This window comes from Candidatus Goldiibacteriota bacterium HGW-Goldbacteria-1 (assembly GCA_002839855.1).
Classification (GTDB): domain Bacteria; phylum Oederibacteriota; class PGYV01; order PGYV01; family PGYV01; genus PGYV01.
Genome location: PGYV01000012.1, coordinates 1 through 14,777, shown reverse-complemented (window position 1 = coordinate 14,777; position 14,777 = coordinate 1). Strand labels below are relative to the sequence as shown.

Genomic DNA, 14,777 nt, shown 5'->3' with positions numbered 1-14,777 from the left:
ATGAATTTTGAAGAAAAATGCACTGTTTTTAGCGGTTGTGTTAACTGTGTTATTTTCATGTTCAGCGCATAAATCTCCTGCGGCTATTGATCTGGCTGTTAATACGGACGGCTGCAATAGGGTTGCGGGTTTTGAAATTTTTGATGTTACAGGAAGTAAGATTATGTCTGTAAATGTTACATATGATGCAGCCGGAAATCTGGCAAGAAGGGATGTCTACAACGGCAATGGAACTTTTGCGGCGCATATGGAACACAATATTTCAAATACAAGATGGGATACATTTGATTCTTTAGGCAATAATGTTGAGTGGGCGGAACAGACATTTACAGAAGCCATGCTGACAGGTCAGGTCAGATATACTCCCGGACCTTCTGTATATAACAGCATTGCCAGTAATCTTGTAAATGGGGTATATGACACAACATACTTTTATCGTGATACAGGGGCTATAAGCAGCGACTATGGAAAATACTTTTATCTAAATGACAGGCTGGAAAAATATGAAATCAGATCGGTAATCGGTGATGTTCTTATGAAGTATTTTGTTTTTGATTATTCGCAGGATTCTGTAATAACTGCAAATCTTTACGAAGGAACAGGAGTGTTGACGCAGCATAAAATGGTTTTTCGTACAGAGTGCATGCCATCAAATGTTACCTTTGATACTTTTTTTGTAATGATAAGTAATATGTAAAATTAACTTATACCTGTTTAGGTTATAATAATTATCCGGGAGATTTATGAAAAAGATAACTGCTGTTTTTTTATTACTGGCTTTATCTCAGATAATTTACGCGGACTTTAACTGGAAAGCGTACAAGACAGAGCGGTTCACCCTGTTTTACCGCCCCGGCACAGAGCAGAAAGCCCTGCGGCTTTTGGAATCAATGGAAAAAAACGCGCCTATGGCTGAAAAACTTACGGGTAATACTGTCCCAAATATACCCGTGCTGCTGGAAGAATTTGGCCGCGTAAATCCATACGGCGGGTCGGCTAATCCCGTCTATTACAAAATAAGCCTTGCAAATAACAGTTATGAAGACGCAAACGGCCTTGCTAATGTGGCGGTTCACGAATTTGTCCACATGCTTCACCTTACCAATTCATCGGGTATACCGGGTTTAATCACGTTAATAGCCGGAAATATTGCCGCGCCTAATCTGCTATCGCCCGGCTGGGTGACAGAGGGCATAACCACCTTAAGCGAAGATAAGCTGTCGCCTTATACCGGAAGGTTAAACACGGGGTATTTTGATGCTTATATGGCCGCCTGTGTGGCGGACGGCAGGTTCCCGGACATTTTAAAAGCCACTTACGCGCCAAATGAAGCGCCTTCATATATGGGATGGTACCTGTTTGGCGGGGAATTTTTCAGTTATTTAAACGATACATACGGCGAAGAAAAATTTGTGCAATTTTTTAATTCTTTCGGCGCGTCGCCCGCTTCGTACCTGTCTCCGTTAATTCCGTTTGCCGGAATTGACAGGACGTTTGATGAAATTTTTGGAAAAGTTACAACGCAGCTTTGGGATGACTGGGAAACGGAACAAACCGCGAAATATATGGATTATGAAATTGAAGGGACACAGGTTACAAATCACGGCTGGTATTCATTTACACCCGTGGTGTATGGAAACAAATTATATTACAGAAAATCAGTTAACGAAAAAAAAGGCGCTTTTAAGGTTAAAGCTTATAATGAAATTGTTGAAGTTGATATTGAAAACGGGATGCCTAAAACATTAATATCCACCACTTCGTCATTTAACGTGCCCCCATATTTTAACGGAGATTATATATATTACGGCGTGGCGCAGATTGCACCCGGTTTTGGCAATATATCACAGGATACTTTTGGCGGCGACACGGTAATTTTCAGAAAGAACCTTGTTACCGGCAAAGAAGAAGAAATCGTAAAAGGCGATATAAGGGCATTTTATGTTGATAATAATGTAAGCATAAGCATTATCTACGCGGAAGAAAATAATGATACCCCGGGATGCAGAATAAAAAAACATATTCTTTCATCCGGCGCCGAAGAACTTCTTTTTGACACGCAGTACAATGTTCATTCAATTGACGGGCATGACGGTATCATATATTTCTCCGGCGGAAAAGAGAATGAAAATCCCGACATAATTGCCATAAATACCGGAACAGGGGAGTTCACAAAAATAACTGACACGCCTTTTCAGGAAAGAAACGTACGCCTTTACGGTGACAAACTTTTTTTTAACGCCAACTTTGGCCCTTTTAACTGTATTTACAGTTATGATTTAAAGGATAAAAAGTTTTACCGGCTTACGCAAAACGGTACGGCAGAAGCGCCGGCCTACAGTGAAAAGACAGGCGAAATATTTTATTCATCCCTTAACTCCTATGGTTTTGACATTTATAGAAAACCCGCTGTTTTTGATAAGTTTGTCCTGCCTGCGGAAAAATACACAGAGCCGTATTTCAGCGGGCTTAATGTTAAAGATGTAAAAGAGGCCGGAATAGGCGACAGTTTCGCGCTGCTGATACCAAAAATACGCGTTCCGTTATTGTATTTTGACAGTACCGGCAGTGCGGCTACGGGGCTTTTACTGTCCGCGGAAGACGCCCTGGGTAATCTGTCTTACATGGCAGAGGGAATATATGACTGGCAGGAGCAGAAACTTGGGTACAGTATTAATATAAGTTCAAAATTTCTGGCGCCCATGAATTTTTATTATGTGCTGTCAGATTATGACGGGCCGGAAATTAACACGGGTATCGGGTATCCGCTTTACACAAGCCTGCTTCCGGGGTTTACTTCTCTGCAGGCGGGCCTTTCTTACAGGCTGTTTGATTATTTTTACAGGGATGAATTCAGGCCGTATATTTTTGCCGGATTCAGTTTCCCAAATACCGATATAAGGCTTACTTTAAGCGCTGCGCTGGAGCCGGATTACGAATATGATGCCTTGTTAAGAACCGGAATATATCCTTCGTTGAATATTAAACAGGATTTATTTGACGGTATGTTTTCGGTTTCGGCTGATTATGTTTATGACCCTGATAATAACGCTGACACTTTTGCTGTTTTAAGGGGTTATTCTTCCGATATGAAAGGCAATTTTGGCACAAAGGTATCTGCTGAATACACCTGCGTGTTATTTGAAATCCGTAAAGGGTTATGGAACCCGAATTTTTACCTTGAAGACGCGGCAGTGGCATTGTTTGCTGATTCCGCCTTCTCTCAGTATGAAACAAGGGCGTCCTTTGGGGCGGAACTGCATCTGGAAGCATTTACGCTCTTTTCAGTCCGGCTTGACATAAAGTTCATGGGGGCATACAGCATTGACGAAGCTGTTACCGTGGGTTTTGGAATAAGCGTGCCGGGATTATGAAACGGTTTAAAAAGACATACATAGAAATAACAAACGCGTGCAATTTATCGTGTGATTTCTGTCCGGGGACAAAGAGAAAATCAGAATTCATGGCCGCGGAAATATTTGATAAAATCCTTGAGCGCATAAAAGGGCACTCTGACAACCTGTATTTTCATGTAATGGGCGAGCCGCTTCTGCACCCGCTGCTTGGCTTGTTTCTGGATTTGTGCGCGCAAAAAGGGTTCAGGGTAAATTTAACCACAAACGGAATCCTTGCGCAGCGTCTAACAGCATATGCCGGTAAAACAGCTTTAAGGCAGGTAAGTTTTTCACTGCACAGCCTTGAAGGAAATAATAAGTCACAGACAGAGAGTTATTTAAACGCCATATTTGATTTTATCAGGGCTGTTAAGGGAAAAAATATTTCTGTTTCTTTAAGGTTGTGGAATTTAATTGCTGATGAAAAAAATGAACAGAATCAGTCAATAATAGAAAGTTTTAAACAGCGCCTTGGATATACCGGCGATATTCAGCAGGGCGAAACGCCTGTAAACGGGATAAAGATAGGCGATAAGGTTTTTTTAAAACAGGCGGAGAAATTTGAATGGCCTGACATTAACGGCAAAGAACTGCCCGGCGAAGCTTTCTGCTATGGGCTAAGGGATCAGGCAGCCATTCTTGTTGACGGCACTGTAGTGCCGTGCTGCCTTGACGCGCAGGGTATTATGAACCTTGGCAATGTTATTGAAACGCCTTTACAGGAAATAATTGACAGCCCGCGGGCAAAAGCCATTTATGACGGATTCACCCAAAGGCGCGCGGTTGAACCGCTTTGTCAAAGGTGTTCTTTCAGGAAAAGGTTTGATTATAAACTTAAAGCAGACGGAGGACGTGTATGAATAATGCATCTTCAAGAAAAGAATGCCCCAGGTGCGGCGCTGAATTAAAAGGCGGCGAGGATAAATGCCCGTCATGCGGCAGGCCTATGATATTGGGTGGTGCGGATGGTCAGGCTGTAGGGCCGGTTGAAAAACCCGTTAACTGCCCTGTGTGCAAACTTCCAATATATAAAGCAAAGATTGCCGGAAGGGAAATGCTGCACTGCGCGGAATGTGAAGGCAGCGCGTATCCAAGGGACACTTTAATGAAAATGCAGGCGCTTGAAAAGAAGATAATTGACATAAGCGCGGAAGAACGCGATTACAGAAGGCCGCCGTTTTTTGAGAAAAGGGAAAAACCGCCGTTTCTTATATGCCCGTTTTGCGGCAAGAAAATGGCTGTAAAAAAATTAGGGCAGATGCAGGCGGATATGTGTACGGAATGCAAAGCGCTTTGGCTTGACGCGGGAAAGGAAAAACACATAAACGATATTCTGGGCGCTTATAAAATGTCTATAATGAACGCGTCCGGAAATAGCGGGGGGCGCAGGGAAAGAAGATAAGATAAAAAAACTCCGGGCGGAAGTATTTACCGCCCGGCAGGGTAACATCAAAATTAAAGAGCCAGGTAAAGCCTTTTTAAAACCGAATCTATCCTTACTATTTTACCTTCTTCTTCATAAGTCTTTTCCATACTGTTCATCATCCTTTTTGCCGTGCTGTCATTACTGATAAGAATTTCTCTTTCTTCCATTGTGATTACTCCCGGGCTGTAGCTGTTCCTGTCATTGTTCATGTTACACGCTCCTTTTAAATTTTTTTAGCATTTTAGCTATGTGATATTCCTGAATTTTGCTTGGATAGTTGCGCCCGTTAAACCAGCGGTTAACAGTGCAGAAAGCAACTTCAAGTTTTTCCGCCAGTTCCATCTGTGAAATTTTCTTTTCTAACCTGTATTGTTCAAGTTCCTTTATCATATTCTTCATATATCAAGTTATAGCATTTTATAGCATTTGTGTCAAGAGAAAAAATATCGAATTTAGCTATAAGCAGTTAAGCATAAGCGGAAGGAAATACGCATACGCGGAAATAAGAATGGTGTTTAGAAGTAGAGACGCAATATATTGCGTCTTGATCTTAGGTTTGATTGTATTTGTAGGGATAATACTTTTACTCATACAAAAAAAACGTGTTAAGTTATAAGTCTTTAAGCATAAATGGAAAAAGAGAGGGGATGTAGTTTGGTTTTGTTTTGGTAGACGCGGTTCTTTAGCCCGCGGTTGGAGCAGGCTTGTGAGTGGAAATCCCGGCAATTAAGCGGGCTTGCGAGCGAAAGCAGCAGGGACAGTTGATTGCAAAAAAACACGCGCCTTAAAAGGCGCGGCTACCAGTACCAAACCGACCCTCCGTGCATCCGTCTCTCCGTGCATCCGACCCTCCGTCCCTCCGTCTCTCCGTGCATCCGTCTCTCCGTGCATCCGACCCTCCGACCCTCCGTCCTTAATAAATCCGCTTTTAAAAATTTAAAAAAGTGATATTCTATATGTTATATAAAATAATAAAGGGGAATAAATGAAAAACAGGATAATTAAAATATCTTTAATTGTAATAGCTGCCGCGTTGATAATTCTTTTATTTTTAATTAAATGCGATAAAAATAAGTTTGCCCCGGGAAAAGATATTCCGGAACCTATTCCCGCGGCGGGGATGTATAAGACGGGGGATAAGGCAAGCTTTATATTAAGGGACCAGATACCCGGCGTTAAAACAAAGTATTCGGTATTTCTGTTAAAGACAGATTTTAACGGGAATCAGGTATGGCTTAAAACATATGACGCACAGAAACCAAGGTGGGCGGAAGCTGTTTTTGTTTCCACTGACGGATCAATAAATATACTTGGAAGGCAGTATGATACTGAATCCGGAGTTTCGCTGCCATTCCTAATCAGTTGTAATGATAAAGGTGAAATTATAAGCGAAAAGGAATTCGGTGAAGACAGTATTGAAATAAACCTTGAAGGCGGCGGAGCCCTTGAAGCAGGCGCGGTAAAAATACCAAGCCAGCCCGACACGGGTTATTATTATGAACAGGTGATGCCGGATAAATCGCTGCTGCAGAGGTATTCCGGGATTAAGTATTTTGAATGGGGAAACTACGGCGTCATTGACCCGGCAGGTAATATATATGAACTTAACGGCGCAGAGATACCCGGCGCGGAATTTCATGAAATGTCAGTGACAAAAAGAAACGAGAAAGGCGGGACTTTGTGGAACTTCGTTTATGGCGGCGGATATTTTGAACGTACTTATTCAATATGCGGCGGTAAAAACGGCGGTGTGATTGCCGCCGGGGTCACTGAATCGTTCGGCGCGGGCGGGTCGGATGCTTACCTTATAAGTGTTGATGCTGCAGGCAACTGCCGATGGGCGCGCTCTATTGGAACAGATGGAGATGAAGCCGCGTACTGGATAGAAAAACAGGGCGATAATTCCATTATAGCGGGGGTATCTTGCGGTGTTAATAATACATGTGATATAATGGTTTCATTGATAGATAAGGCGGGAACACCCCGGTGGATAAAGTATTATGACGCGGGTGCGGATGAAGCCGCGTATTATATTTCAAAAGTCAAAGACGGCTATTTAATCACCGGTATATCCGGAAAATTTTAAGGGAGACACACATGAAAAAAATTCTTTCTCTGGTAATGGCTTTGTTTTTTATTACTTCCTGCGCCACTTTAACTTCAACAAAGTATGACCCTGTTTTAATTCCGGAATCAATGGAAATGCAGCTTGGCCTTGCCACAAAAGTACAGGTGGATTTACAGTATAAAGCCCTTGCAAATACAACTGTTCAGTCTTATGTTTCGTCATTGGGAAACAAGCTTGCGGCAAACGCGGAGCGCAGCTCTATTAAATATACGTTTTCAGTTGTGGATTCCACGGAAATAAACGCTTTTGCGGTGCCGGGAGGGTTTGTTTATGTCACTTCCGGAATTATTAAAAACTTAAATGACGAAGCGCAGCTTGCCGCGGTAATCGGCCATGAAATAGGGCATATAGCAAAAAAACACAGCGTAAAACAGATGCAGCGCCAGCTTGTGGCACAGTACGGCCTTGCCTATGTTGAAAATATGATGTCTTCGGGGGAAGAAGGCGCAACAAAATCACAGATTGCTTCAATGGTTTCCGCGATAGGGCTTAATTTTCTTTTTGCTAAAAATTCAAGGGAAAACGAATTTGAAGCTGACGAACAGGGCGCTTATCTTTCGTCCTCGGCAGGATATGACCCCAAAGCCATGATAGATGTGCAGGAACTTTTGCTGAAATTAAGGGCGTCAAAACCGGGAGTCCTTGAACAGATGCTGTCAACGCATCCCATATCTGAAGAGAGAATAGCGCACGCGGCTGAATATATTAACGCAAAGGGGCTTGCTTCCACCGCCAGAAATAAAGCTGCGTTTGACAAAATTAAGGCAGTAATAAAATAATGATGACAACCAAACAGCGTGTTGTTGTAATTGCGGCAATTTTTGTAATTCTTGTTGCTTTTCTGCTTACGTTAAGATGCGGCAGGGGAAGTATGAATAAAGCGGCAGCGCCTAAGGCGGCTGCCACCGAAGTTATTGAAGATACAACAGCAAAGCCCGGCGAAAAGAAAGCGGCTCCTTCGGCAGCCGGCACCACAAAAATGAAAGGTTACGAATTTAATATAAAAGAAACAGAGAAAGGGAAAGTTTTCGAGGTTATAAAAGACGGCAAAGCGATAATTACAAAAGAAGCCGGGGAAAAAGAAGGCTTTAAACTGAATACTGCCGGTGAAAACAAGTCCCTTCCGCAGGCGTTTTCTGATGTCACGGGCGATAATAAGCCTGATTTGGTACTTCAATCATATTCTGAAAAAGACAGCTGTTCTAATGTATACTCCGTTTTTTCTGTTGAGGATGACTTTAAACTTATGGCAGAGATTAAGGGGCTAAGTGAGGGGATTTCTTTTAAAGACTTAAACGGCGACGGCATTCCGGAGCTTTTGGGTAATGACTGCACCTTTTTAAACTGGTGGGCTAATTTTGGAAATGAGACCGCGCCTAAAGTTATTCTTGAATATAAAGACGGTGTGTTTGTGATTGCGGCAGACCTTATGAAAAAGTCACCCCCGCTTGATGAGGAAATGCAGGAATACGCAGCAAAGAATAAAGATGAATTTATTTCATACGTCTGGGAGTATATGCTTGCGCTGGTGTATGGCGGCAATGGGGATAAGGCGTGGGATTTTTATGACATGGTGGAATGGAACGAGGACTGGGAAGAGTCAATGACAGAAGCGGGAAGAAGTACGGATAAGTCCGATAAGGGTGATTTTTTAGAGGCGTTCAAAGAGCACCTGTCCACAAGCCCTTACTGGGAAGAGATAAAGAAAATGAATAACTGGGATCTTGAAGGGCAGATGCTTTAACATGGAGATAAAACCGGTAGTTTTTGTAAGCAAATGTATTGAAACCTGCGCGTGCAGGTATGACGGGCAGCGTGTTAACAGTATATTTGTTGAAAAACTTCTGAAATATGTTGATTTAAAAACCGAATGCCCGGAAACAGCCATTGGGCTGCCTGTTCCAAGAAAGACTCTGCGTATTGTGTCTGATGATTCTAAAATGATGAATCTGCGCCTTTTTCAGCCGGACACAAGCCTTGATTTTACGCAGAAGATGAACACGTGGGCGGAAAATTACCTTGAAAAACTGGGGCGGGTGGACGGTTTTGTCCTTAAGTCCAAGTCGCCTTCGTCGGGGTTAAAAGATGTAAAGATATACGCGTCCGGCGAGCATGGCATGATGCTGACAAAAAGGGGCGCGGGATTTTTTGGCGGTAAAGTGCCCGTTCATTATCCGGGAATACCCGCGGAAGATGAAGCACGCCTTTTAAATGCCGCCATAAGAGACCACTTTTTAAAATCAGTATTTTTAATAGCGGGTTTTAGAAAGGCATCTGACAGCGGCCGTGCTTCACAGCTTGTAAAATACCACTCTGAAAACAAACTTCTGTTTATGTCGTATAATCAGAATATAATGAGAAAGATGGGAAAACTTGTGTCAGGTTCAGGGAGTGGAGATTTTAAAGGCTTATGTGAAAAGTATTTTGCCGAACTGCTTTTACTGACCGCTTCACAGCCAAAGGTATCAAACATTGTAAACACAATGATGCACGCTTTTGGTTATTTTAAGGAAGGTTTAAAAGCTGCGGAAAAAACTTTTTTTCTTGAAATTCTCGGCAAATATCAAAAAGGAAAGGTTATTCAGGCTGTACCTTTAAACCTGCTGAAACTTTTTGCCGTAAGGTTTAATGAAGAATACCTTTTAAGCCAGACCTTTTTTGAACCATACCCCGAAGAACTTGGCGGCGGAGACTGATAAAAACTAAGCAGGGGATTAATGGAAAGTTTCAACCGTGTCAAAAAACTAAACAATAAAAACGAATTAAAAGGCAGGTATGTCCTTTACTGGATGCAGGCATCGCAGCGCGCGGAATATAACCACGCACTGGCTTTTGCCGCGGATAAAGCAAACCGGTTAAAACTTCCTCTCCTGGCGGTCTTTGGGCTTACGTTTGGCTATCCATCCGCCAATTACAGGCATTATGCGTTTATGCTGCAGGGTTTAAAAGAGACAAAAGCCGCCCTTGAAAAAAAGGGAATAAAACTTGGTGTTATAAAAGACAGCCCTGATAAAGCGGCTGTTAAATATTCCGCGGATGCCGCGGCGGTAATAACAGACATTGGTTATACAACAATTCAAAGGCAGTGGAGAAAGTCGGCCGCAGAGAAGATAAAATGCGCTTTTTACGGCGTTGAAAGCGATGTCATAGTGCCGGTTGAAGCGGCGTCGCCCAAAGAGGAATACGGCGCCGCCACAATAAGAAGAAAGATTAATGTTCAGCTTAATGATTACATAATTCCATTTAAGGAAGTTAAACCCAAACTATCTTCGTTAAACATAAAAACTGATGATATTGACATTAGTGATTACGTCTCTGTGCTGGACTCATCCGGAATGAATAAAGATGTGACGCCATCGCCTGTGTTTACGGGCGGCACTTCACAGGCAAAAAAACACCTTAAGGATTTTATTGAAAACAAGCTTTCTCTATACGCTGATTTTCGCAGCCATCCGGATAAAAACATAGAATCAAATTTAAGCCCTTACCTGCACTTTGGGCAGATATCTCCTTTGTATATTGCCGTTGAAGTACTAAAAGCCGGAGGTAAGGTGGCGGGCAAGTTTCTTGATGAACTTATTATAAGGCGCGAACTTGCCGTTAATTTTGTCTATTACAATAAAAATTATGAAAATCCTGAATGCCTGCCAAACTGGGCGAAAGAGACTCTGCGGATTCATTCGGTTGATGAAAGGCCTTATTTGTACACGCTTAAACAGCTTGAAACAGGAGCCACGCATGATAAATACTGGAATGCGGCACAGTTGCAGATGGTAATAACAGGAAAGATGCATAATTATATGAGGATGTACTGGGGCAAAAAAATAATAGAGTGGTCAAAAACCCCGGAGCAGGCTTATAATAAAATGATTTATCTGAATGATAAATACGAACTTGACGGGCGTGACCCCAACAGCTATGCGGGTGTTGCGTGGTGTTTTGGCAAACACGACAGGGCATGGCCGCAGAGAAAGATTTTTGGAAAGGTCAGATACATGAATGACAAGGGGCTTGAAAGAAAATTTGATATGGACACTTACGTTAAAATGTGGAATATTATGCAGATAAGCAATCATAAGAATCTTAAAGGGGGCAAGTGAAATGGAAAAGAAAAAGGTAATAGTTGTAGGCGCGGGTCCCGGCGGTTTAACTTCAGGGATGATACTTCAGCACCGCGGTTTTGATGTCACTATTTATGAAAAAGCCGGTGTTGTCGGCGGGCGCAACGCCGCCATTAAACTTGGGCAGTATACTTTTGACACAGGCCCCACTTTCCTTATGATGAAGTTTATTCTGGACGAGATGTTTACTGAAACCGGAAGGAATTCAGAAGACTATCTAAAATTTCATAAACTTGACCCTATGTACAGGTTAAAGTTTACGGATAAGCAGATTCTTGTAACTGATAATCATGAAAAGATGGAAAAAGAGATTGAAGAAATATTTCCGGGAGAAGGTAAAGGTTTAACGGCATACTTAAAAAACGAAGAGAAAAGGCTTAAATACCTTTTCCCGTGCCTGCAGAAGCCATATTCTTCCATATTTGACATGATGAAAAACCCGCTTTTAAAAGCCCTGCCGCACCTGGACCTTGGACGAAGTGTTTTTAATGTCCTTGGCAACTATTTTAAACCGGAAAAGTTAAGGTTTGTCTTTACGTTTCAGTCAAAGTATCTGGGAATGTCCGCGTGGGAATGCCCGGCAGCTTTTGCCATGATAGCTTATATAGAACATAAATGGGGTATTTATCACGTCATAGGCGGGCTGAATAAGATTTCAGACGCAATGGCAAAAGTATTTGAAGAAGAAGGCGGAAAGTTAAAACTTAACACCCCGGTTAAAAGGATTATTAACAGCGGTAAAAAAGCCACGGGTGTTGAACTTGAAGACGGGACAATAGTAAACGCCGATGAAGTTATAGTAAACGCGGATTTTTCATACGCCGCTACCGCCTTAATGGATAAAAAGCATGTAAAAAAATACAGCCCCGCAAAACTTGCAAAAAGAAAATACTCCTGTTCAATATTCATGTTATACCTTGGGGTAAAAAAGAAATACGATATGCCTCATCACAACGTGTTTTTCGCGGAAAAATACAGGGAAAATGTGGATGATATCTTTACCCGCCTTAAACTGTCAGAACAGATATCGTTTTACGTGCAGAACGCCTCTATAATTGACCCCACACTTGCGCCTGAAGGCAAGTCAGGTATTTACATACTTGTGCCCGTTGCCAGCTTAAAAGGAAATATTGACTGGAAAAAAGAAAAAGACGCGTTTAGAAAACGCGTGCTTGAAGAAGTGGTAAAAAAGACAGAGATGAAAGACCTTATGGATAATATAGAAGAAGAAAGGATTTACACGCCTGAAACCTGGCGCGATGACCTGAATGTTTATTACGGCGCCACGTTTAACCTTGGCCACAACCTTACGCAGATGCTGTATTTAAGGCCGCGCAATAAGTTTGAATGCCTTGATAACTGCTATCTGACAGGCGGCGGCACGCATCCCGGAAGCGGGCTTCCGACAATTTATGAATCCGGAAGGATTGCCGCAAATATGATAAGTAAAAAACACGGTGTAAAATATAAAGAACCATCATCGCTTGATGATAAAATTTAAGGGGAAGCATATGAAAAAAATACTGTTTTTATTTGCTTTAACTTTTGTTTTTGTACTTGGTGTTTTCGGGGAAAGCGCTTTTAAGTATATCCCTTATAAGAGCGCGTCATGGGAAATTAAAACTGTTGTTGAAGGCTCTTACCCGATGAAAATGGATCAGAAAGTATTTTATAAGAGTAATAAGATGAGGATAGAAGGTGTTTATAAAAATCCGGATTCCGGCAAAAACGAAGAACAGGTAATAATTGTAACAAATGAATCAACGTACATGTACATGCCGCAGAGTAAAAGCGGTTTTAAATACTCGAATAAAAGCGATTCCAATCCGCAGAAACTTTCAAATGTGCAGGCACAATACAGGGATAAAGCGAAAAAAACCGGTTCTGAAAAAGTTAACGGTGTTGCGTGTGAAATATGGCAGTACACCATTGACGAAGACGGGGAAACTATGGAAGTTAAAGAATGGAGAGGCAAAGACGGTTTTATCTACAGGACAGTGTCAGAAACAATAAAAGGGGATAAGTCAAAATACACAAGCGATGTTATCTCATTGAAAAAAGATGTGAAACTGGCGGATTCGCTTTTTGAAATTCCGGGCGATATAAAAATGGTTGATATGGAAAATTTATTAAAAGGCATGCAGCCGGACGTTAAAAAAACAGGGAATAAAAAAGCCGTGCAGGATGACAGCGGGGATGAATCTGAAGAAGAAGCCGAAGATGAAGATATAAGCGGGCAGATGCAGGAAAAGGCGGCAAAGGAAGCGGCGGACATGCTTAAAGGAATGTTTGGACAATAAGTCCGTAATTAAAAATTGGAGGAAAAGATGAGCGAGAAAATATTATGCGCCAAGTGCGGCAAACAGATGGTGTTAAAACAGGGTAAATTCGGAAAATTTTTCAGCTGCACAGGATATCCGGACTGCAAGACAAGCATGCCTTATCCCGGGCAGAAAAGGCTTCCGCAGGGCGAGGAAATTTCATACGTGCGCGGATGGTGGAAACAGCAGGCTTCAACAATGGTGTTTTTTACCGGCAAGGAAGAAGTGGCAAAATGGATATATGAAAAAGACGGCAATATAACTAAAGAAGGAAAGGTAATTGACGGCAAAATATGCACCTTTCATTCAAACTGGTCGCTTAAATCCGATATGACCGCGGTTAATAACGTGCTTGAAGGGCCTTTTGAAACATATGACGAAAACGGAGCCATAGCAGAGCGCGGTATTTATAAAAATGGTAAAAAGCAGGTATTATCAGCTGATTCAGACGACACTTTTGCGGTTGACAGCGAACCTTCATATGACAGTTTTAATGATCTTGAAAAGTCTGTGCCTGTCGCGTCTGAAGTTGTTAAAGAAGAAGCGGATGATTTTGACGGAGTGCCAAAAAAGGATGATGAGGACCTGCCGTTTTAGAACGGCAGTTTAAACATATAAGCAGGAACTTTTTCCGCTAAAATCTGTCATATAAAGTAAGGGGTATGAAATCTGATTAAATTTTAGCGGAGGTTCAGATGAGAAAAACATCGGCGGTTTTATTAACAGCTCTCATTTTCTTGCTTGTATTAAATATCGGCTGTAACCCTAAAAGGAATCCCACGACACCTGATATAACACCCGTTATTCCCGGAATTTCCACCCCGGTTGCCACGAATACTGCGGTTGTGGGATGCGTGCTTCCGGATCTGACCATTACCGGAATGACAGCGACTTACAGCAATGTAACACGGGGATGCGTGGATAATTACGATCATCCCGGTTATATTGTTTACCTGAAAAATCAGGGATGTGTAACGGTTACAGGCGCTGTTTCAATAAATGTAAACGGAGTGGTAATCAGCTATTCATACAACGGCGGGCTTGCACCCGGGGAAACGGAAAACGTCTGGGTGGAAAACACGCCTCCGTCAGGTTTTTCGATGAGCGCGATAGTTGACCCTTCAGATGTTATAGCTGAAACTGACGAATCAAATAATTCTTTCCAGGCACTGGTTCCACCGCTTACACCGCTGCCTATATGTACCGTGCAGACATCGGTTACGCATACAGTTACAATTACCGTTACTCCCACGAAAACTTTGACTGTACCGCCAACACCAACACCTACCGGCAGCCGGACAGTAACAACAACAGGCGGGCCGGACCTTATAGTCCTTTCAGTAATAACACAGCTTCAATTCCCGCATAGCTGCCTTAGCGGCGATG

At 42.3% G+C, this 14,777-nt stretch carries 15 protein-coding genes; 13 read left to right on the top strand and 2 right to left on the bottom strand.

What is annotated here, in order from left to right:
* The first annotated feature begins 7 nt into the window (after nt 1–7).
* The 4 genes from CVV21_11220 to CVV21_11205 are packed head-to-tail and all read left to right on the top strand — an operon-like array spanning nt 8 to nt 4,797.
* On the top strand, nt 8–697 hold the full coding sequence (locus tag CVV21_11220; protein ID PKL90715.1) for a hypothetical protein: 690 nt from the start codon (nt 8–10) through the stop codon (nt 695–697).
* Nucleotides 698–743: 46 nt separating this feature from the next.
* Nucleotides 744–3,374, top strand: coding sequence for a hypothetical protein (locus tag CVV21_11215; protein ID PKL90714.1), 2,631 nt, complete (start codon nt 744–746; stop codon nt 3,372–3,374).
* A complete protein-coding gene (locus CVV21_11210; GenBank protein ID PKL90713.1) occupies nt 3,371–4,255 on the top strand; it encodes a radical SAM protein in 885 nt (294 codons plus the stop codon). The genes CVV21_11215 and CVV21_11210 overlap by 4 nt, the downstream gene beginning before the upstream one ends.
* Nucleotides 4,252–4,797 (top strand): hypothetical protein, encoded by a 546-nt coding sequence (locus tag CVV21_11205; protein ID PKL90712.1) that lies wholly within the window; start codon nt 4,252–4,254, stop codon nt 4,795–4,797. Before CVV21_11210 ends, CVV21_11205 begins: the two co-directional genes overlap by 4 nt.
* A 53-nt stretch (nt 4,798–4,850) precedes the next feature.
* Here CVV21_11205 and CVV21_11200 read toward each other — a convergent pair whose 3' ends face one another.
* Nucleotides 4,851–5,030 carry a hypothetical protein gene (locus tag CVV21_11200; protein ID PKL90711.1) on the bottom strand — a complete coding sequence of 60 codons (180 nt, stop codon included), beginning with the start codon at nt 5,028–5,030 and terminating at the stop codon, nt 4,851–4,853.
* 1 nt (nt 5,031) lies between these two features.
* Nucleotides 5,032–5,220, bottom strand: coding sequence for a transcriptional regulator (locus tag CVV21_11195; protein PKL90710.1), 189 nt, complete (start codon nt 5,218–5,220; stop codon nt 5,032–5,034).
* Between the two features lie 586 nt (nt 5,221–5,806).
* Between CVV21_11195 and CVV21_11190 the strand changes: the two genes are divergently transcribed.
* The 9 genes from CVV21_11190 to CVV21_11150 form a co-directional block, all read left to right on the top strand.
* Nucleotides 5,807–6,907 carry a hypothetical protein gene (locus tag CVV21_11190; protein PKL90709.1) on the top strand — a complete coding sequence of 367 codons (1,101 nt, stop codon included), beginning with the start codon at nt 5,807–5,809 and terminating at the stop codon, nt 6,905–6,907.
* 11 nt (nt 6,908–6,918) lie between these two features.
* Nucleotides 6,919–7,728 carry a hypothetical protein gene (locus tag CVV21_11185; protein PKL90708.1) on the top strand — a complete coding sequence of 270 codons (810 nt, stop codon included), beginning with the start codon at nt 6,919–6,921 and terminating at the stop codon, nt 7,726–7,728.
* Nucleotides 7,728–8,693 carry a hypothetical protein gene (locus CVV21_11180; GenBank protein PKL90707.1) on the top strand — a complete coding sequence of 322 codons (966 nt, stop codon included), beginning with the start codon at nt 7,728–7,730 and terminating at the stop codon, nt 8,691–8,693. The genes CVV21_11185 and CVV21_11180 overlap by 1 nt, the downstream gene beginning before the upstream one ends.
* Nucleotide 8,694: 1 nt before the next feature.
* A complete protein-coding gene (locus CVV21_11175) occupies nt 8,695–9,645 on the top strand; it encodes a DUF1722 domain-containing protein (protein ID PKL90706.1) in 951 nt (316 codons plus the stop codon).
* A gap of 21 nt (nt 9,646–9,666) precedes the next feature.
* Complete coding sequence (locus tag CVV21_11170; protein ID PKL90705.1) at nt 9,667–11,049, top strand: deoxyribodipyrimidine photolyase; 1,383 nt, start codon at nt 9,667–9,669, stop codon at nt 11,047–11,049.
* Between the two features lies 1 nt (nt 11,050).
* Nucleotides 11,051–12,571: a phytoene desaturase gene (locus CVV21_11165; protein ID PKL90704.1), complete on the top strand. Its 1,521-nt coding sequence runs from the start codon at nt 11,051–11,053 to the stop codon at nt 12,569–12,571.
* Nucleotides 12,558–13,370: a hypothetical protein gene (locus CVV21_11160; GenBank protein ID PKL90703.1), complete on the top strand. Its 813-nt coding sequence runs from the start codon at nt 12,558–12,560 to the stop codon at nt 13,368–13,370. The genes CVV21_11165 and CVV21_11160 overlap by 14 nt, the downstream gene beginning before the upstream one ends.
* 27 nt (nt 13,371–13,397) lie before the next feature.
* Nucleotides 13,398–13,988: a hypothetical protein gene (locus CVV21_11155; protein PKL90702.1), complete on the top strand. Its 591-nt coding sequence runs from the start codon at nt 13,398–13,400 to the stop codon at nt 13,986–13,988.
* Between the two features lie 98 nt (nt 13,989–14,086).
* A partial coding sequence (locus CVV21_11150; protein PKL90701.1) for a hypothetical protein occupies nt 14,087–14,777 on the top strand: 691 nt, incomplete at its 3' end.